This window comes from Streptomyces sp. SPB074, from assembly GCF_000154905.1.
GTDB lineage: Bacteria > Actinomycetota > Actinomycetes > Streptomycetales > Streptomycetaceae > Streptomyces.
Window position 1 is genome coordinate 4,397,763 of record NZ_GG770539.1, and the last position, 18,700, is coordinate 4,416,462.

The 18,700-nt window shown below is 70.1% G+C and carries 19 protein-coding genes and 4 pseudogenes; 10 read left to right on the plus strand and 13 right to left on the minus strand.

Features of this window, described 5'->3' with window-relative positions; genetic code table 11:
• Window positions 1-447 precede the first annotated feature (447 nt).
• The 5 genes and pseudogenes from SSBG_RS18445 to SSBG_RS18465 all read left to right on the plus strand — a co-directional run bounded on the left by SSBG_RS18445 (window position 448) and on the right by SSBG_RS18465 (window position 5,276).
• Complete coding sequence (locus tag SSBG_RS18445; protein ID WP_008747582.1) at window positions 448-1,437, plus strand: malate dehydrogenase; 990 nt, start codon at window positions 448-450, stop codon at window positions 1,435-1,437.
• A 262-nt stretch (window positions 1,438-1,699) separates the two neighbouring features.
• Window positions 1,700-3,599, plus strand: a pseudogene (locus SSBG_RS35855) (hypothetical protein).
• A complete protein-coding gene (locus tag SSBG_RS36190) occupies window positions 3,596-3,979 on the plus strand; it encodes a hypothetical protein (protein ID WP_008747584.1) in 384 nt (127 codons plus the stop codon). The pseudogene SSBG_RS35855 and the gene SSBG_RS36190 overlap by 4 nt, the downstream one beginning before the upstream one ends.
• Before the next feature lie 235 nt (window positions 3,980-4,214).
• Window positions 4,215-4,865 carry a hypothetical protein gene (locus SSBG_RS18460; protein ID WP_008747585.1) on the plus strand — a complete coding sequence of 217 codons (651 nt, stop codon included), beginning with the start codon at window positions 4,215-4,217 and terminating at the stop codon, window positions 4,863-4,865.
• A 39-nt stretch (window positions 4,866-4,904) separates the two neighbouring features.
• Window positions 4,905-5,276 (plus strand): VOC family protein, encoded by a 372-nt coding sequence (locus SSBG_RS18465; protein WP_008747586.1) that lies wholly within the window; start codon window positions 4,905-4,907, stop codon window positions 5,274-5,276.
• A 246-nt stretch (window positions 5,277-5,522) separates the two neighbouring features.
• Here the strand turns inward: SSBG_RS18465 and SSBG_RS18470 are convergent, their stop codons facing one another.
• Window positions 5,523-5,921, minus strand: a complete 399-nt coding sequence (locus SSBG_RS18470; protein WP_008747587.1) for a hypothetical protein — start codon at window positions 5,919-5,921, stop codon at window positions 5,523-5,525.
• Window positions 5,922-6,082: 161 nt separating this feature from the next.
• On the opposite strand from SSBG_RS18470, the gene SSBG_RS18475 reads away from it, so the two are divergent.
• Complete coding sequence (locus SSBG_RS18475; protein WP_037870099.1) at window positions 6,083-6,367, plus strand: GntR family transcriptional regulator; 285 nt, start codon at window positions 6,083-6,085, stop codon at window positions 6,365-6,367.
• 183 nt (window positions 6,368-6,550) lie between these two features.
• Here SSBG_RS18475 and SSBG_RS18480 read toward each other — a convergent pair whose 3' ends face one another.
• The 8 genes from SSBG_RS18480 to SSBG_RS18510 form a co-directional block, all read right to left on the minus strand.
• On the minus strand, window positions 6,551-6,922 hold the full coding sequence (locus tag SSBG_RS18480; RefSeq protein WP_008747589.1) for a hypothetical protein: 372 nt from the start codon (window positions 6,920-6,922) through the stop codon (window positions 6,551-6,553).
• A 67-nt stretch (window positions 6,923-6,989) separates the two neighbouring features.
• Window positions 6,990-7,421 (minus strand): hypothetical protein, encoded by a 432-nt coding sequence (locus SSBG_RS18485; RefSeq protein ID WP_008747590.1) that lies wholly within the window; start codon window positions 7,419-7,421, stop codon window positions 6,990-6,992.
• Window positions 7,418-7,711, minus strand: a complete 294-nt coding sequence (locus SSBG_RS18490; protein WP_008747591.1) for a hypothetical protein — start codon at window positions 7,709-7,711, stop codon at window positions 7,418-7,420. Before SSBG_RS18490 ends, SSBG_RS18485 begins: the two co-directional genes overlap by 4 nt.
• A 163-nt stretch (window positions 7,712-7,874) precedes the next feature.
• Complete coding sequence (locus SSBG_RS18495; protein ID WP_078491348.1) at window positions 7,875-8,105, minus strand: hypothetical protein; 231 nt, start codon at window positions 8,103-8,105, stop codon at window positions 7,875-7,877.
• Between the two features lie 68 nt (window positions 8,106-8,173).
• A complete protein-coding gene (locus SSBG_RS18500; protein ID WP_008747594.1) occupies window positions 8,174-9,013 on the minus strand; it encodes a helix-turn-helix domain-containing protein in 840 nt (279 codons plus the stop codon).
• Entirely contained in the window at window positions 9,003-9,527 is a 525-nt protein-coding gene (locus SSBG_RS18505) for a DUF6879 family protein (protein WP_008747595.1), read from the minus strand. Before SSBG_RS18505 ends, SSBG_RS18500 begins: the two co-directional genes overlap by 11 nt.
• The gene (locus SSBG_RS31455; RefSeq protein WP_008747596.1) at window positions 9,511-9,717 is read right to left on the minus strand and encodes a hypothetical protein; all 207 of its coding nucleotides are present in this window, start codon (window positions 9,715-9,717) and stop codon (window positions 9,511-9,513) included. The genes SSBG_RS18505 and SSBG_RS31455 overlap by 17 nt, the downstream gene beginning before the upstream one ends.
• Window positions 9,718-9,935: 218 nt before the next feature.
• Window positions 9,936-10,433, minus strand: a complete 498-nt coding sequence (locus tag SSBG_RS18510; protein WP_199781385.1) for a phage terminase small subunit P27 family — start codon at window positions 10,431-10,433, stop codon at window positions 9,936-9,938.
• A 953-nt stretch (window positions 10,434-11,386) separates the two neighbouring features.
• Between SSBG_RS18510 and SSBG_RS18515 the strand changes: the two genes are divergently transcribed.
• Window positions 11,387-11,671 (plus strand): hypothetical protein, encoded by a 285-nt coding sequence (locus SSBG_RS18515; protein WP_234010579.1) that lies wholly within the window; start codon window positions 11,387-11,389, stop codon window positions 11,669-11,671.
• Here SSBG_RS18515 and SSBG_RS35860 read toward each other — a convergent pair.
• Window positions 11,649-12,200, minus strand: coding sequence for an HNH endonuclease signature motif containing protein (locus SSBG_RS35860; RefSeq protein WP_324603569.1), 552 nt, complete (start codon window positions 12,198-12,200; stop codon window positions 11,649-11,651). The genes SSBG_RS18515 and SSBG_RS35860 overlap by 23 nt on opposite strands.
• A 331-nt stretch (window positions 12,201-12,531) precedes the next feature.
• Between SSBG_RS35860 and SSBG_RS18520 the strand changes: the two are divergent.
• Window positions 12,532-13,238, plus strand: a pseudogene (locus SSBG_RS18520) (transposase); the annotation flags it as partial.
• An 11-nt stretch (window positions 13,239-13,249) separates the two neighbouring features.
• On the opposite strand, the gene SSBG_RS18525 reads toward SSBG_RS18520, so the two are convergent.
• Window positions 13,250-14,058 (minus strand): IS5 family transposase gene (locus tag SSBG_RS18525; RefSeq protein ID WP_106429290.1). Its coding sequence is split into 2 segments (ribosomal slippage): window positions 13,250-13,710 and window positions 13,710-14,058, totalling 810 coding nucleotides; the frame shifts between segments, so codons are not numbered across the junction.
• A 37-nt stretch (window positions 14,059-14,095) separates the two neighbouring features.
• On the opposite strand from SSBG_RS18525, the pseudogene SSBG_RS18535 reads away from it, so the two are divergent.
• Window positions 14,096-14,395: pseudogene (locus tag SSBG_RS18535) on the plus strand (transposase); the annotation flags it as partial.
• Between the two features lie 357 nt (window positions 14,396-14,752).
• Here the strand turns inward: SSBG_RS18535 and SSBG_RS18540 are convergent.
• Window positions 14,753-16,492, minus strand: a complete 1,740-nt coding sequence (locus SSBG_RS18540) for a recombinase family protein (protein WP_008747604.1) — start codon at window positions 16,490-16,492, stop codon at window positions 14,753-14,755.
• Window positions 16,493-16,713: 221 nt separating this feature from the next.
• Window positions 16,714-17,217, minus strand: coding sequence for a carboxymuconolactone decarboxylase family protein (locus tag SSBG_RS18545; protein ID WP_008747605.1), 504 nt, complete (start codon window positions 17,215-17,217; stop codon window positions 16,714-16,716).
• 46 nt (window positions 17,218-17,263) lie between these two features.
• On the opposite strand from SSBG_RS18545, the pseudogene SSBG_RS18550 reads away from it, so the two are divergent.
• Window positions 17,264-18,675, plus strand: a pseudogene (locus SSBG_RS18550) (PLP-dependent aminotransferase family protein).
• The last annotated feature ends 25 nt before the right edge of the window (window positions 18,676-18,700 follow it).

The following is an 18,700-nucleotide window of genomic DNA, read 5'->3' on the forward strand; positions in this document are numbered from 1 at the left end:
CCGATGCCCGTGACGGCTCCGAAAAAAACTCCCCGGGGAGCACGCATGACCCCGCCTCACCCGGGGGAACACGCGCTCATACCCCCCACGGGAGAGTCCCCTCCCTGCGAAGGCCGCCGCAGCCCCTTGCCACTCGGCGGCCTTCGCCGTGCGGGGCCCTCGCCTGCGGGGGCCGCACACCCCTCCGGGGACCCTCGCAGTACGGGGGCCGCACACCCCCAGGGGCCCGATCCCCGCACGCCCGTGCGGCCCCGGACCCCCGCGAGTTCGCGCGCCCCGGCCCCTGTGGGCCCCGCCACACCCGCCCTGCGGTCGCGCTCCCCACCGGCGCGATAGCCTGAGCGGCGGATCTCTCTTGACGCCAAGAGATCGATCATCCGGCGTCGGGCCCCAGATCCACCCCTTGGGGCAGGGAACCCCACCGCCAGTCGTCTGATGGAGATCGTCATGACCCGCACTCCCGTGAATGTCACCGTCACCGGCGCGGCCGGCCAGATCGGCTACGCGCTGCTCTTCCGCATCGCCTCCGGCCAGCTCCTGGGCCCGGACGTCCCGGTGAACCTGCGACTCCTGGAGATCACCCCGGCGCTCAAGGCCGCCGAGGGCACCGCGATGGAGCTCGACGACAGCGCCTTCCCGCTGCTCAAGGGCATCGAGATCAGCGACGACCCGAACGTGGCCTTCGACGGCGCCAACGTCGCCCTCCTCGTCGGCGCCCGCCCCCGCACCAAGGGCATGGAGCGCGGTGACCTCCTGGAGGCCAACGGCGGCATCTTCAAGCCCCAGGGCAAGGCGATCAACGACCACGCCGCCGACGACATCAAGGTCCTCGTCGTGGGCAACCCGGCGAACACCAACGCCCTCATCGCCCAGGCCGCCGCCCCGGACGTACCGGCCGACCGCTTCACCGCGATGACCCGCCTCGACCACAACCGCGCGCTGACCCAGCTCGCGAAGAAGGCCGGTGTCACGGTCGACGCCATCAAGCGCCTGACCATCTGGGGCAACCACTCCGCGACGCAGTACCCCGACATCTTCCACGCGGAGATCAACGGCAAGAACGCCGCCGAGGTCGTGGCCGACGAGAAGTGGCTCGCCGAGGACTTCATCCCGACCGTCGCCAAGCGCGGCGCGGCGATCATCGAGGCCCGCGGCGCCTCCTCGGCGGCCTCGGCCGCCAACGCCGCCATCGACCACGTGCACACGTGGGTCAACGGCACCGCCGAGGGCGACTGGGCCTCCATGGGCATCCCCTCGGACGGCTCCTACGGCGTCCCCGAGGGCCTCATCTCCTCCTTCCCCGTCACGGTGAAGGACGGCGTGTACTCCATCGTCCAGGGCCTGGAGATCAACGACTTCTCCCGCACCCGCATCGACGCCTCGGTCAAGGAGCTGGGCGAGGAGCGCGAAGCGGTCCGCTCGCTCGGCCTCATCTGAGCCCTTCGGTCCGCGACGGGTCCCGCAGGACTCACGGGACCCGCCGGACCCGCGGGAAGCCCCGTGACCCGCGCCCACCGCGCGGGCCGCGCGCGGCCGTTCCCGGGAACGGGCCCGAACCCACCTGCCCGGCAGGTGAGTTCGGGCCCGTTTTTTCGCGCGCCGGACGGAGCCGGGTGTCGTACAGTGTTGCCCCCGTCGCGCACGGTGCCCCGGCGGGCCCCGTGCCCGCGTACGCCGCGTCCGTCCCGGAAGGCCCGAGGTGACCGAGCAGCCACTCCCGCGAGAGGGCCAGCGGCCCGAGCCGATCCCCGCCCAGGCGACCGGCCCGCCCCCCGGTGACGCCACCCCGCCCGCGGCCCCCTCGCCCGGCTCCGCCGCCCCGCCCGCGGACCCCTCGCCCGGCTCCGCCGCCCCGCCCGCGGACCCCTCGCCCGTTTCCGCCGCCGCCCCGCGCGACCCCGTCCCACCCGCCGCGAGCGAGGCGACCCGCCTCCTGTGCGTCGGCGCGCACTACGACCGCGACTTCCGCGAGGCCGTCCTCGACGAGCTGTACGTGCACGAGGAGCGCTTCCCCGCCCCCTCCGTCGGCATCGACGCGGGCCGGGTCCTCTCGCACGCCGCCCGCGCCCGCCACCAGGAGGTCGCCTGGGCGGGCGGCATCCTCGGCCTGTGGGCGCTCGGCCTCCTCGTGAGCGGCTGGCTCGTGCTCCCCGCGCTCTTCTTCAGCCTCCTGCTCCTCCTCGCCCGCTGGGTCAGGGGCAGCGGGCCCGTCACCTCCTCCGTCGTCCTCGTCCGCCGCGTCCTCGCGCTGTGGCTGCGCTGGTACGCGCGCCTCGGCTTCGCCTTCCTCGCCGTCGCCCTGCTCGGCGCGCTCCTCTTCGGCTCCGGCTCCTCCCGCGACTACTCCGCCGACGACTCCGTCTTCGACTCCCTCGACCCGGAGGACGACGGGGGCTTCGACGTCCTGAACTTCCTCGGCGCGCTGCTGAGGTTCGACTTCGAGCCCTCCCGCCTGCGCTCCCTGCTCACCCTCGCCGTGCTCGCCGGGATCGTCGCCTGTGTCGCCCTGCGGCGCGGGCAGTTCGCGCGGACCGTCAGCGAGGAGCTGTCCCCCACCCGCTTCCCGCACACCCCCGGCGACCCCGCCGAGACGAGCGCGAGCGCCCGCGTCGTCCGGCTGCGCGCCCGGCTGCGCGCCGAACAGCACCAGCCCCTCGTGATGTACGAGGAGGACGAGCCCTTCCGCGGCTTCGGCACCCCGTTCCGCACGTGGTCGCTCGCCATCGAGCTGCGCCCGCGCGGCGAGGCCGCACCGGTGCCCCTCGACAACGGCCGGATCCTGCGCCGCATCGTCCCGCTCGTGGAGGCGCTGCGCGTCCCCTCGCCGCGCGAGGACCCGGCGCTGGCCGGGGCCGTCATCGACCGGCTGCGCGAACTGCGCCTGGACGAGTGCGTGTTCCTGCCCGCCGACGGGCTGGAGCGGCGCGACGCCGCCCCGTACGAGCCGCACGCCTTCGAGGCGCACCGTGCCGCGGCGCTGGAGGAGGGCGGCGAGGCGCGCCGCCACTTCCTGCGCATCCGCGTCGGCGGTTTTTTTCTAGGAACTCGTCGTCACCGTCTTCGTCCGCGTGCACACGCAGGGCGGGATGCTCATGGCCGAGTTCGCGCCGCACGTCCTGACGCCCGTACGCCGCGCGTACCGGCTCGCCGAGCGCGAGGCGCGCCGTCACCGCGCCGCCTCCTGGCCCGGGCACGTCGCCTGGGCGCTCGTCCACACCCCGGCCTCGCTCGGCCAGTCGCTGCGCACGCTCGGCGGCCGGGCCTGGTACGCCCTCCTGCACGCCCTCGCGGGCTGGGCGGGCGGCCCGGCCGAGGGCCCCTCGGCCGCGGTACGGGAACTCGGCACCGACGAGACCCTCTCGCTCTTCCAGGAGATGGACCTGGAGCGCTATCTCCGGACGATCCAGGACCGCGTGGCGGGCGGGGTGCGCACGGCGCTGCGCGAGGCGGGCTGGGCCACCGACGAGTTCGACCAGAAGATCGTGCACGTCGCGAGCGGCGGCGTGTACATCGACTCCGCCAGCAACAGCGCCATCGGCATCGGCGACCACAACACGATCAGCCACGGCGCGAACGGCCAGGGGGGCAGGAAGAAATGACAGAGGCAGCGGACCGGGGCCGGGGCGAACCGGCCGTCCACATCGGTTCCGTCGAAGGCAGCGCCTTCGCGATCGGCGACGGGAACACGGTCTCGTACGCGGGGGGCGGGGCCGCGCCCGCCGACGCGGCGCAGGCCGCGCTCCTCGCCGCCGTCACCGCGCTGCGCACCGACCTCGCCCGGTTAACGCGGAACCCGGACCACGCGGCCCTCGACACCGAACTGGCCGCCGCCGAGGAGGAGATCACCACGGAGGGCGCCGCCTCGCGGAGCCGCCTCGCCCGGCTGCGCGAGGCCGTGGACCTCTCGGGGCCGCTCGTCGGCGCGCTCGCCTCGGGGACCGCCCTCGTCGATTCGCTCACCGCGCTCCTGGGAGGCTGAGCCATGGCGCCCGGGACGCCGCGCTGGAACGCCTCCGCCCAGTGCTGGGAACACGGCGGGTCCACGGCGGCGTACACGCCGGTCCGGGAGGCCGCCCCGTACGTCGTCGCACCGGCGGGGGACCCGCACGACACCGTGCTTCCGCCGGTCACCTGGGACCCCGGGCCGCCGCCGTCGCCCTCCGGGGGCCCGCCCCCCCTGGCGGGACCGGCGGGCGCTCACTCTCGCGGCGGCCGTGGTCGTCGCCGCGGGGGCGGTCGTGCTCACCTGGTCCCTGCTCGGCGCGGGGGACGACGACGGCGAGGCGCGCGAGCCCGCCCGGCTCTCCGCCCCGCCGGAGCCGGCCCCGCGCGAGGAGGGCGACCTCTCCGCCCCGGACCCCGCCACCGCCGATCCGACGGACGAACCCTCCGGCGACGCCTCCGCGCTCCCCGACGGATTCGTCCCCGCCGACGACCCGGCCGGGTACACGCTCGCCGTCCCCGGGGACTGGACGCGCAGCGAGAAGAACGGCAGCGTCTTCTACACCTCGCCCGACGAGCTGAGCCTGCTCCAGGTCTTCGAGATCACCGAGCCCGGCCTCAGCCCGGAGGACGCGGTGACCGGGGCCTCGAAGGACCTGCGGAGCCGCACCGAGGGGTACGAGGAGATCACGCTCGGCCCGGCCAGGGGCGGTCCGGAGAACCCGGAGGGCGACGCGGCCGAACTCGTCTACTCCTACGAGAGCGCCAAGGCCGGCGGCACCCGGCTCGGCGTCGAGCGCGCCTTCACCGCGACCGACGGCAAGCGCTACGCGCTCCTCGCCGCCGCCCCCGACGAGACGGAGGCCACCCAACGCGAAGTCCTGGAGGCGGCGTTGGCCCACTTCGAGCCGCATCGGGAGTGACCTACGCTGTCACTCTGCCACGTATGCCCGGGGGGAGGCATGACCAGCAGGTTCACCGAGTTGAGCATCGACTGCCACGATCCCGAGCGGCTCGCGGAGTTCTGGTGCGCGGTCCTGGACTTCGAGGTGATCGACCGGGGCGAGGGGATGGTCGAGATCGGTTCCTGGACGCCGACCGCCGAGGCGGTCCGGGCCCGGCAGATGCCGCCCACGCTGGTGTTCCTGCGCGTCCCCGAGGGCAAGGCGGTCAAGGACCGGCTCCACCTCGACGTCAGCCCCGTGGACGCCGGCACCGAGAAGGAGGTCGCCCGCCTCACCGCCCTCGGCGCCACCCGCGCCGACGTGGGCCAGGGCCCGGACCGCGGCTGGGTCGTCATGGCCGACCCCGACACGTCTGACTACCAGTTCTAAGCATACGGGCTGGTCCCGCAGCAACAACAGAGCCCCGTCCGGCACTTGGCCGAACGGGGCTTCCGCGTCTCTGTGCGCCTTCCTAGCGCTCTCTCGTCTCCTCCGTGGGGCTCGGCTCCGGCGCGTGCTTCGGGCAGCCGTAGAGGGTCACCCCGGGGCCGCTCTGCCTTTCGATGTACCGGAGCGGTCGCGGGGTGTCGGTCCACTTCTTGCAGACCGCACAGACGGCCCCCCGGTGCTCGGCGGTCATGCGGTCACCCTCACGGCGGCGAACTGGTCGTTCTCGTAGCGGTAGACAGGGGAGTCCGGGGCGCCGATGGCAGCGCGGACCAACGCGCGTTGCCGCTCGCGGATCACCCGGAGGCGGACCGTGTGGGACGGGTCGTTCTCCCACGCTCGGTAGTACGGCCGGATGGGGTCCAAGTCGTCCGGTCGGGGGCGGATGGTGCGGGCGAGGACGTGCGCGGGGACGGTCACGTCCATGTGACGGACACAGAACCTGTGAGGCTCGGGGCGAGCGGCGGCGAGGGATTCGGCGGAGTGCCGTCCGGGGCGGCGGGGCGTCTTCTTCGGACGGGGGTTGATCGCGTACCACAGCGCTGCTGCGGCGGGGACGAAGGAAAGCAGGGCGATAAACTCGCGCACGGTCGGTCAGCTCCTACATAGCTGGTCGGCTGAGCCCCGGCGGACCGCTTAGGACCGGTCTTCCGGGGCGCTTCTGTGTTCGACGGTAGGCCAACCTGTATAGGTCGGTCTAGTCACGTTCAAGTCTGTCTAGGTCGGGCGGGGTCTCTAGGCTTTTCGGTATGGGACCGAGCAGCGAGATTGACCCCCGAGCACCAGAACCCCCGTACCGGCAGATTGCAGCGGTGCTGGAACGGGAGCTTCGAGCGGGCACACCGGAGCCGGGCAAGGCCGTGCCGTCTGAAAAGGAACTGACGGAGCGGTTCGGCGTCGCCCGGAACACGGCACGGTCGGCCCTCGCGGTGCTGCGGGAAAAGGGGCTGATCTTCACCGTGCCGGGCCGGGGGTCGTACGTCACCGAGCCGGCGGGCGAGGACGAGCGCCAGGACGACGCCCCGAACGCGTGAGAGCCCCGCGCGGCAGTCCCGGGGGAGGGACCGCCAAGCGGGGCTCTCGCGGGTCACGAAGGTGCGGGCGGGAACCGCACCCCGGACGCCGTAACCCGTGCTGTCAGCCCCACATCACGCGGGGGCCGACGACCACCCGCCCGGCGGAGAGAGAACACGCCGGACGGGTGGGGCTTGAGAGCGCTACAAGTGAGTGGTGCCGGAGGTCGCGGGCGGGGTGTCGCTCTCGAACGGGCACCGGCCCGGGTGTCCCTCGTACAGCGGGCACGCCTGCCCCTCCGGGTTGATCACCCGACAGTCGGGAATCTGCCGGACCCGGTACGGGGGGATGCGGTCCGTCCAGACGACCCAGACGGCCCCGGTGTGCGGGCCGTCCAACTCGCGGACGAGCGCCCAGTGTTCTTCGTCGTCGGGGTGGTCTTCGATGGCGCAGGAAACTACCTCCTCCACCTCCTTGCCGGGCCAGACGACGACGGACAGGGCGAGTTCGGCGACGCGGGGCGGGATCGGGGTTTCGGCCCCGCAGACACGGACCGGAGCGCTTACGGCGGGCATCGTGCAATCCCTTCGGAGTTGTCCCGCCCCGGCTCCCCGTGGGGGAACACGAAGCCGGGACGGGGGTCTAGGCGTAGGCCACGGGGCGGGCCGGCGCGGTACGGCGGAAGGGCGGGGCGGCGGGGACGGGCACCAGGGACCGGGCGGTCAGTTCGAACCAGCACCCCGACCACCGGTCGGTCACCCGCAGCACCAGCGGGAAGCCGTTGACGAGCTGGTCCAACGCGTCGTCCTGGTGCACGGAGGAGACCACCCACGCCCGAAGTTCGGCGGGGGCGTCCGGCAGCGCTTCGGGGGCGTCAGGGAGGCGGACGAGCCCCCCGTTCCCCAGCCACCACGTCCCCGGGTCCGGGTCCAAGCCGTCAGCGATCCGGAGCGCCTGCCCGCGAAGGCGGACGAGCGCCACCCGAGCGCTTCGCGTCGTCGTCCCGCCGAGCTGGAAGCCCCGCGACGCGTCCCCGCCCCTCACCGCGACGACGTACCGGTGTTCGCCGCTCATGCCGCCCCCTCCGGCTCGGGGTGGCCCCCGAACAGTTCCGGGGTGGTGGCGACGTAGGGCAGCTCGGGCGCGTAGGCGTACGACCGGTGGTCGGGGTTCTCGGCGGCGTGGCGAAGCGCCCAGTCTTCGGCGGACGCCCCGTCTTCGGTGCGCGCGGACTCGGCTCCGCACACGTTCCCGGCTTCGTCCTCACTGGTGCACCGGTACAGGTGCGTGACGGGGGCGGCGTCGGGCTCGCGGTCGGGCTTGACGGTCCAGGAGACGAAGCGGAACAGACTGCGGGTGCTCATGCGGCACGCTCCGGACAGCCGGTCTCCGCGCGATGAATCGACGCGATGCCGTCGAACTTGCGCGCCGCTTCCGCGTCGCCCCGAGCGGCGGCGGCGTTCTCCTTCCCGGCGAGGTACACACACCGGGGGCAGTTGACGGGCGGGGGAACCGGGGGCGTCCAGCTCACGGGGACACCGCCGTTCGTCCGGCGCGCTGCCGCTCGGCGGTCTCCCGTTCCGCCGGGGTCGGCTCGCGCACAGTGTCGGGCTCGGCCTCCCACTCACACCCGCCACGCACGGGGCGGAGCATGTAGCGGGGGCCGCCCTTGCCCATGAACACGCCGAGCTTGCCGTTCGCGTCCACCAGCAACGTTCCGGGCTCGGGCGGTTCGGGTCGCGCAAGGTTGTTCTTCACAAGCTACCCCCTATGCGTAGTGCGATAGGCAAGACGCTAGGGAAGGCTTCAAGGCGAAGGCAAAACTATTAGCGTTGTCGGGTAAAAAAGACGGACCATTCCGATAGAAGCTCGCGGCACTCGTCTCCGAAGGCTGCATATCGCTCGTACGACTCAAAGTCGCCGAGATAGGCGAGAACGTCTCTGCGGTCGCGCAGCAGGAGTGCGCCGGTCCCCGTCTCCACCGTGGCTAGCTTGCGGTCGTAGACAGTAAAGGTATTCAGCGGCCTTTCGGGAAGATACCCACTAAGCGGGATGACTCCAAGACGCACACTGGGAATTCGGGAGACAGAAGCGAGTCTGTCCAACTGCATCGCCATTGCTACGGGCGGCAATAGAGGCCACCTGACGGCCTGCTCAGTGAGGACGAAGGTAAACGATTTTTTGGGATCGTAAAGCACCTGCTGCCGTTCGAGCTTTTTTGCAATTGTCCTGGATTGGTCGCCCGGGACATCTGCAATGCTCGCGCGGACGTAATCCGGAGTGGCGAGCAAACCGGTGATCATCGAGAGCAGGAAGAAACGAAACTCTGTGGATGCACTTTCGAGTCTGGAAAGCTCATTCTGCTTCTTATCCAACCCCCGGCGCCGGGAAGACCAATGGTCCTGCCATTCAGTGTTCGCAGTCCTGGCCACGGAGAATATTTGAGCCGCTATGGACTCTCTCACGCCGAGGGCTTCCAGCATCATTTCGACATCCAGCAGGGAAGGCGTCAGCTTCCCGCTTTCGATGTTGCTTACCTTTGTTTGAGACATGGCGCAGCGACGGGCGAGCCAGGTTTGAGTTTTCCCGGCTCGCCTGCGCTGGTCTCGTAGCATTTCCGCTAGGTCATTCCTCGACTGGCCTAGCGTTTCTGGGTCAAACGTCAAGGCCCTTCACGTACTCCTCAAAGGGTACCGACTCCGCGATTGCAATTCGGCGATACTGGATGAACGGCGCGATGTCGCCTTCGTAAACTTCGCGGCTTATCTGCCGCCCGTCGGCGTGGTAGTTCATGAGAACCACCTCTGCGTTGTCGAAGATCCAGAAATCCGGGACCCCGTCCAAGGGATTTGTCCGGCCCGTCACGTCCAGTATTCTGATCCTCTCACCGGCGATCGAATGCGGACGATAGTACTGCGAGAATTCGAAGCGCAGATATTCGGAAAGTGGGCGCGTTACAATATGGACCCGCCCTTGTGAGCGGCCCTCGGCGACCTGTCGGCGCAGACGTTCCGTGTATTCGTTGGAAACTGTCTGAGGATCAATGCGGGCACCGCTTGAAAAGGCGGCGAACTCTTCCTCTTCCTGTGGCATGAGGTATTGCGGAAGGGTCTCCAAGCGCCACGCTTCTTGTCGAAATTTCTCAAAACGAGCGGACCAAGCGTCACCAGCCAAGAGCACGAACGGCCTCCCTCAAAATTTCCTCCGGAATCTCCACGAGCGCTTCGCCGTCCGGGGCCGTGAAGGCGTGAGACACCGCGCCCTGCACCACGAACCCACCGGAAGCCGTCTTGTAGACGTTCGGGCAGTCGTCTTTGCCGCAGTTGCCGTTGCCGTTGCCGGTAAGCCTGGTCAGTTCCTCACGTGACACGTTTCCGAGCCCCCTCCGAACCGGCCTCTTCCGGGCCGACTGATACGAAGGTACTGGCGCGATGCCAGGAGCGTCCATGCGATCACTCAAATATTCGCGTCCTCGCATAATGAGGGGAGGCGGGGCGGCGACCGCCGATCGCGGACGTGGAGGTAGCCCCCCGTGCCGCCCGCCCCGCGTGGGGCAGGCAGCACGGGGGGCTTGTAGGGGCGTGTGGGTCAGTCCCAAAGGTCGCTGCCGTCGTCGGCCGGCTCGGGGGCCGCGAGGCCGGTACGAGCACTGGGGGAGAGCCCAAGTTCACGGATGTAGCGGGCGACTTGAACCCGGTACTGCCCTGCGATGGTGGCGGCGCCGTTCTTCTGCCACCCGCGCTCTCCTCGGAGCATCAACCCGTGCTCTGACAACTCCCGCTCGCACTGGTCGATGCGGGCCACGGCGACGCAGTAGTCCTTGACCAACGAGGCGTCTACGTCTCCGAGCCCGACTGTCAGGGCGAGTACCGGAACGACGCGCCGCCACTCGGCCGAAGCAACCGACCGACAGCGGGCGTTGACCGTTTCCTGTTCCGGGCTCTCAACCGTGCGGAACGTCTCCCGCCAGTCGGGTTCGATCATTTGGGCGGGCGGCACGGCCACGGTGTCCGGCGCTGCCCGCTTTCCCGGGTTTCCCTCTCGGACGATTTGAAGTGCTGGTTTCTTGCGCCACGGGTCGGCCAACTTTCCCTCCTTTCGTTGCGCAGTGTCGCATTCGAAGTCCGCGCAAAGTGCTGTAGTTGCGGCGTGAGCTTTTTCCCTCCCTGCCGTGCAATCTCGGGAGGGGCAGGGGGTCACCCCCTGGTCAGAACGGCGGACGCTCGGCTTCGAGCTGCGAGCGACGTTCGGCAGCGAAGCCGCCCGGCTGATGCTTCGCGGTCTCCCGCGAGTGGCACGACGTACACAGCGGACGAAGCCGATGCCACGCGTCCGGATCGGTGACGCCCCGAGCGAGCAGCGCGCGACGCGCTTCGGGAAAGTGGTCGGCGACGGTCGCGGGCTTCGTGCACAGGACGCACCACGGGTGCGCGTACAGGTAGCGACGCCGGACGTTCGGCCACGCTCGGCCGTAGGCACTCGTCCCCGGTGTCTCGCGTTGGGCGTTCGCCTCACGCTGGTGAGCGGCACAGCGGCCACCACGGGCGGTCAGCTCAGGGCACCCGGGGATGCTGCACGGGGGGCGGGGTCTACGAGGCATAGCAGGTTTTCCCTTCTGACGGGGAAATTCTCGGAAACTCTCGGTTAGGCCCTGAAAATCTCAAAACTCTCACCCGGGGGGCTTCCGGCCGGGGTACGGCTCAGTTGGGATGAGGCCATGGCAAAAAAGACAGTCGACCGGCCCGTTCCCTTGTTTGAACTCCGTTGTGGCGGACTTCACTTGACCCTTCAGCGGGTCCCCGGGTGGCTGGTGGCAGCCCTCGCCACGACCACGGGAAGCGGTCTCGCCGCATGGTTCACGTCGCGGTGATCCCACCAGCCCCGATGCGCGGGCCGTGTTCGCTTCCCTCGTGCACTTCGGGCACCGGCCACCACGGGCAGTCAGCTCGGGGCGCCCGGGGATGCTGCACGGGGGCGGGGACGACGGGGCACGGGGGCTTACCTTTCCCAGGAAAAGGAGACGCAAAGGAACGCGACGTATGTCCTTTGCAGCAGAAAAGGCATACCTGGCGTCGCGGGTATGTCCTTTGCAGCAGAAAAGACATACCAAATGTCGCGGATTTGACGTCTCGGCATTTACACGCTGTGCTGTGACCATGCCTCACAGCAAGGGCGCGAAAGACGCCCCCGACGAGAGATTCGAGCTGCACTACCGTGGTGTGCACCTCGTGATCGACCACATGCCCGCCCACCCGCTCGCGTTTGTCGGGGTCGTGATCGCCTTGGGAGGGATCTTGGCCGTCAGTCTGTACGCGAAGGTCTGACCGGTCCCGGGAAGTCCTCGCCCGTCTTCACCCCGTGACACGGACGGCACAGCGCTTGCACGTTGCCGTCCGTGTCCTCACCACCCCGGGCGAGGGCGCGCACGTGGTCGACGTCCACCCCGTCCGCTAGGACGAGCCGCCCGCACCGCGCACACCGCGCACCACCACGAGCCGCCACCAGAGCGCGAAGCCGAGCGGCCCCCGAGTACACCGCCGCGAGAACGGACCGGCGAGCACGCCGAGCGCGGACCGCGGAACGGCTTTCGTAGAGCCGATGGTGCTTCTGGCAGCGCCCCGCTGCGTCGCGGGCTTCGCACAGTCGATACAGCGCACTGCGGCCCCCTTTATTCGCGTCGGCCTGGTCGTCGTCCTGGCGCTCGTCGTTGCGTGCCCACCCCGGGGTTCGAACCCGGAACTCTGCGGATTGTTTGCGGGTCTCCCGTACGGGACGGGGCCGGTACCGCGCACCTCTACCGGTTGGGTCAGGTGGGCTCTGGTCGTCCTTGCCGGCTCGGGCCGGTCCGGACACGGTGGGGGATCACACGGGCTTACAACCCTGTTCGGCGACCCGATGCCGGGCCGGTTACTGGTGGGCGGTGTGATCCCCCGCGCTCTGCCTCACGACCACTGCGGCCACCCCGGGCGGGGTGCGTGCTGCACGGGCAGAGCTGGAAGGAGAGGGGTCGAGCACTCGGTCCGCCTGTTCGCGGGTTAGCGGGGTGCGCGGTAATCCCGGGCCCCTCTCCTACTTGCTGTAGGGAGCGGGAAGATCCTGCCGCCGGGCTAGGGAGCGTATCGAGTCGTGATCAATCTGCGGGATGTGCCTTCGTGGCACGGTCTGGTCCGGTAGACCGTCGTACGTGACGCGAGTGCAACTGACCGACCCGGAGTGGGATTTCATTGAGCCGTACCTGCCGATCGGCGAGTACGGCCCGTACCCCGAGCGGCTGCGGCAGCAGTTCGAGGGCGTGATCTGGCGGTTCAAGACGGGCGGGCAGTGGCGGGAGATGCCGGCAGAGTTCGGCGCCTGGTCGACCGTCCACAACCGCTTCCGGCAGTGGCGTGACGCCGGGGTCTTCGAGGCCCTGCTGGAGGGCCTGATCGCGGAAGCCGCGAAGCGCGGTGAGGTGGACTTGTCCCTGGTCAGCATCGACTCCACCACCGCGCGGGCCCATCACGACGCGGCCGGGATGCACCTCGACGAGGACGTCGTCACCGCCCTGGAGAAAGCCGCCGCCGAGGCGGAGAAGGCCAGGTCAAAGGGGGCGGCTGCGACGAACAAACCGGGCAGGAGACCGAAAGCGATCCCGCGCGGGAAGAACGACGACGCGTCCGGCGTCGGCGCAAACTCCGGCTGAAGGCCGCCCTCCTCGGACGCTCCAGGGGCGGGCAGACCAGCAAGATCCACCTCGCCGACGACCGCAAGTGCCGCCCGCTGGCGTTCATCCTGACCGCGGGCCAGGCAGCGGACAGCCCACAGTTCATCCCCGTCCTGAAGAAGGTGCGGATACGCGGGCCCGTCGGCCGCCCCCGCACCCGGCCGGACGCAGTCGCCGCAGACAAGGCTTAGAAGTCATCTCATTTGGTGAGTCTGCGGTAGCAGATGAGGGTGCAGGCGATGCTGGTGAAGGCGAGGAAGTGGTCGGCTTTGCGTTCGTAGCGTCGGTGGAGTCGTCGGCAGCCGGCGAGCCAGGACATGGTGCGTTCGATGGTCCAGCGGTGTCGGCCGAGTCGCTGCGAGGTCTCGACGCCTTTGCGGGCGATGCGATGCCGGATTCCGCGTCCGGACAGCCATTGCCGCAGGTGGCGGTAGTCGTATCCCTTGTCGGCGTGGAGCTTTCCGGGTCGGCGTCGACGGGGGCCCCGGCGGGAGCTGATAGGCGGTATGCCCTTCACGAGCGGGATAAGGGCTTGGCTGTCGTGGACGTTGGCACCGGAGATTGCGACGGATATGGGCAGACCGGTCCGCTCGGTGATCAGGTGGATCTTCGACCCGTACTTGCCCCGGTCGACAGGATTCGGACCTGTCAGGTCCCCCTTTTCAAGGCCCGCATGTTCACCGAGTCGATCGCGCACCGCGACCAGTCCAGCTCCCCGCGCGTACCGAGCTCGTCGAGGACCAGGCGGTGGAGCTTGGCCCACACCCTGGCCTTCGACCACTCCGAGAACCGCCGGTGGGCAGTCGCTCCGGACGGGCCGAACGACGCCGAAGGCAGCTGCTGCCAGGTACAACCCGACGTGGCCACGAAGACGATCGCGGCCAGCACTTCCCGGTCACCGTGCCGACGCCGACCACCACCCTGCGGCCGCGACGGCGCCTCAGGCACCACCCGCTGGAACAACTGCCACAATTCGTCCGGCACCAGCCGCTCAACAAGCCCCACCATGACTCATAGACTACCGAGTCACCCAAATGAGATGGCTTCTTACTCGTCTCGCGGCAACCGTGCCCACCTGCGCAAACGCCGTATCAAAGCGGTCATCCCGGAGAAGAAGGACCAGGCCGCCAACCGGAAGAAGAAAGGCAGTGGAGGCGGCAGGCCCGTCAGTCACGACACCGAGCTCTACAAGGAACGGAACACCGTCGAGCGGACGATCAACAGGATGAAGGCATGGCGAGGCATCGCCACCCGCTACGACAAGACCCCGGGGAGCTACCTCGCCGGACTCCACCTCCGGGCCTCCATGATCTGGATCAAGGACCTCACACGAGCAGCCTCTTGATCACAACCGAATACGCTCCCTAGCCGCTCGGGGTTCTTCCTGCTTCCTACTGGTGGTAGGGAGCGGCAAGATCCCCGGTGACGAAGTGACGTTGTGATGGCCCTTTCTGTTTTCTCTTAAGTTTTCTTACGTCATACGAAAGAGCAGCTAGAACCGTCACTTCGTCACGCTCTCCGCTGTCCGGCGAAGCCGTGCGCGCCTGTCTGCGGGCACAAGAAAGCCCCGGCGGGCGTTGGGGCTCACCGGGGCTTCGGGGCGGTCCTGGTCGTACCGCACCCCCTCGCGGGAAGGGGCACCAAGCCCTACCCCCGACACTCCATGTCGGCCAGGGGCAGGAACGAGGGTAGCGGGGCGGGGCTACGCGGCGACCAGTTCGCGCACGGGCTCGGGCTCGGCGAGACGAGCGGCGGAACCGGGGGCGGGGTGGTCTCCGCGCTCAACGGACGCCACGTCTTCGGCTGCCGTGGTCACGGTCTCGGCGGCAGGGTCGAACGCGCCGTTCACCGTGAACGACACCCGCCGTACGTCGAGCTTGCGCCACCCCCCACGCGTGCCGCGCGAGACCTCCAGGCGTGCCCCCGCTTCGATGAGCAGCGCGCGCCGACCGGCGGTGTCCGATGCCGCCCACTCGTCCGCGATGGTGCGCCCCGTGGGGGTCACGATGCGCTGTTCGGGACGGGCTTCCCGGGTCTCCAGGTCGGCAATGCGCGCGTCGAGAGCGTCCGCCCGTCGCTGCCACTCTGCGGCGGCGTGCTTCGACTTCTGACGCCCCTTCTGTTCCTGATGTTCGGCGTACTCGGCCACGGTGGCGCGCAACTCGGGCTCGGGGTCATACCCGGGGATGGTCACCACATGCGTTGTCTGGACGGAGCCGACCAGCCGCAGGAACTCGGCGCTCACGTAGTCGTCGGTCCAGTCCGCGCGGACGTTGGCGGGCTGTTCGCACAGTTCGCCCCGCGCGTGGCTGTTGCACTTGTAGAACGGGTTCCGGCCCTCTTGCTGGCTCTTGTACATCCGGTGCCCGCAGTGGGCGCAGTGGACCACCCGCAGCAACAGCGCATCCGTGTCATTGCGAACGCTGTTGTTGATGGACCGTTCGTCCAGTACGGCCCCGATGCGGTCGAACTCCTCACGGGTCATGATCGGCTCGGCAGTGCTCATGATCGGGTTGCCCTGGTCGTCGCGGACGGGCTTGCCGTTGTGCATCTTCCAGCCGAGCAGCGTCGGGTTACGGAGCATCCGGGTAATGACCGCCGGGTTCCAGGACCAGCGTTCGCGGGTCACACCCTTTTCGCCCTTAGCCCCACCGGTCTTGCCGCCCGTCTTCCGCTTCATCTTCAACGCCCAGTGATCACGCGGGGAGGGAATCCCGTCGGCGTTGAGACCCGCAGCGATCATGGAGGCGGTAACGCCGCCCAACAGTTCCTTCACGATGCGCTCAATGACCTTGACCGCATCGGGGTCCGGGACGAGCGTCCAGCCCTTGCCCCCGTGCTCGTCGGGCATCTCGGCGGGCATGTAGCCGTAAGGCGGCTTGCCGCCCCCGCGCCACCGGAGGGTCATCCGGCGGATTGCCGCCATCGCGCCGGTAACGCGGTCCTTGATGCTCTGCGACTCCACCTGAGCGGCGAACGCAAGCATCATCATCATGAGTTCGCTGGTGGGGTCCATCGGGTTGCGGAAGTCGAAGACGAGCCGACCCCCGCCGATGCCCTCAGCGAAGACGAGCATCTTCCGGTGCTGCTTCGCCCACTTCGCAAGCTCGTGCATGTGGCCCATCGACCGGATGGCACGGTCAAAGCGCCACCAGACAAGGGCGTCGTACTCGTCGGGCCGGTTGAGCCACCCGCCAAGCTCGGGCCGCTCGAAGGGCCCGAACGCGCTCGCGCTCACGTCAAGGTCTACGGCTTCCCGAAGCTGGTCGCCCGACCCAAAGTCGATGTTGAGTGCCGCTGCGGCGATGTCTCCGGCTTCGCGCTGCCGCTCGGGCGAAGTGGTCTCGTCGGTGAGTACGGAGAGACGGACACACCGCACACCCCGAAGGGTCTCGGTGTAGACCGTCCCCGCGAGGGGGTTCCGGGTGCTGGCAGTCGTCATGCCCGCTGTAGGGAGCGGGGGGATCTCGCTGTTCGACTCCGTACCGGGCTTGACCAGGACCGATGCAACCACGACGACACTCCAGAACGTCTAGTTCCGTGTGTCGGGAGACCCCGAGGGCAACGAGTTCGACGTGCTCCGCTCCCTGGCCCCGCGGGACTAGCACCGCGGCAGGCGCTGCCCGCCTGCCGCGCTCGTGACCGCCTGCCGCGGCCGGCCCGTCAGCCCGCGTGGTCGCCCGGGGTGTAGTGGCCGGGGACGTTGCGGCAGGTCACGCTCAGCCGGTTCCACGCGTTGATCACCGTGATCGCGCCGACGAGACGGGCGAGTTCGCCCTCCTCGAAGACCGCCGCCGCCCTTTCCCAGACCGCGTCGGGGACGAAGCCGTCCGTGAGGACCGTGACGGCCTCGGTCAGCTCGATCGCGGCGATCTCGCGCGCCGTGTAGTAGTGCCGCGACTCCTCCCACGCGCTCAGCTGGATGATCCGCTCGACCGACTCGCCCGCCGCGAGCGCGTCCTTCGTGTGCATGTCGAGGCAGTACGCGCAGTGGTTGAGCTGCGAGGCGCGGATGCGGACCAGCTCGGCGAGCGCGGGCTCGACGCCGTCGTGCGAGGCGGTCTCCAGGCGGATCATCGCGCGGTAGAACTCGGGCGCGAGCCGCGCGAAGTTCAGGCGGGGGGTGTGCTCGGGGAGGTGGTTCTCGGTGTTCTCGTGCGTCGTCATGCGTCCACCGTAGGAGCGAGGCGGTCCAGGGGTATGGTCCATTCCCGTGGCGAACGAGTGGGCCATTCAGGGCCTCGACCTGCATCTCGACACCGGCCCCGGCGCCCCGCGCGGCACCGTGCGGGCCCGGCTCATGGACGCGCTGCGCGAGGCGGCACGGAGCGGGCGGCTCGCGCCCGGCACCCGGCTGCCCTCCTCGCGCCAGCTCGCCGCCGACCTCGGCCTCGCCCGGGGCACCGTCTCCGACGCCTACGCGGAGCTGACCGCCGAGGGCTGGCTCACCGCCCGGCAGGGCTCGGGCACCCGCGTCGCGGCCCGCACCGCGCCCGTACCGAGGGAGCCGCCCCGTCCGCCGCGCCCCGCCGGGCGGCCCCTGCACGACCTGCGCTCCGGCAGCCCCGACCTCACGGCCTTCCCGCGCGCGCAGTGGCTCAAGGCCGCCCGCCAGGCCATCGGCCAGGCCCCGGCGAGCGCCTTCGGCTGGCCCGGCACCGGCACCGAGGAGCTGCGCACGGCCCTCGCGGAGTACCTGCCGCGCGCCCGGGGCGTGCGCGCGGACCCCGACCGCGTCCTCGTCACGGCCGGATTTTTTTTTTGGCCTGCGGCAGTTGCTGCCGCGGCTGCGCGAGCGCGGCGTCCGCGTCGTCGCCGTCGAGTCCTATTTTGCGTGGGTGTACCACAAGATCCTGCGCGAGTGTTGTGTGGATGCGGGTCGTGGTCCTCCCGTTCGACGACGACGGCACCGTCCCCCTGCCGCCGCCCGGCACGCACGCGGTGCTCCTCACCCCGAGCCACCAGTTCCCCACCGGGGGCGCGCTCCTCCCCGCGCGCAGGACGGCCCTCGTGGACTGGGCGCGGGCGCACGACGGGCTGATCCTGGAGGACGACTACGACGGCGAGTTCCGCTACGACCGGCAGCCCGTGGGGGCCTTGCAGGGCCTCGACCCGGAGCGGGTCGTGCACCTCGGCACGACGAGCAAGTCCCTCGCGACGGGGCTGCGGCTCGGCTGGGCGGTGCTGCCGGCCGCGCTCGCGACCGGTTCGCTCGCGCCGCACGGCGGCTGGGGCGGCACGACGTGGGGGCCGGGCGCCATGGACCAGCTCACGTTCGCCGTCTTCCTGCGCTCCGGCGCCTACGACCGGCACGTACGGGCCATGCGGCTGCGCTACCGGCGCCGCAGGGACGCCCTCGTCGCGGCCGTCACCGCGCGGGCCCCCGGGGTCGGCGTGAGCGGGATCGCCGCCGGACTGCACGCCGTCCTGCGCCTCCCGCCCGGCACCGAACCCGTCGTCCTGCGCGCCGCCGCCTGGGAACGCCTCGCCCTGACCGGCCTCGCGCGGTTCCGCCACCCGGACGCCGTGCTCCCCCCGGCCGACGCCCTGGTCGTCGGCTACGCGACCCCGGCGGACCACGCCTGGCCCTCGGCTCTGGAGGCGCTGTGCCGGGTGCTGCCGTGACCGGCGCGGGGCGGGGGGCGGGGGG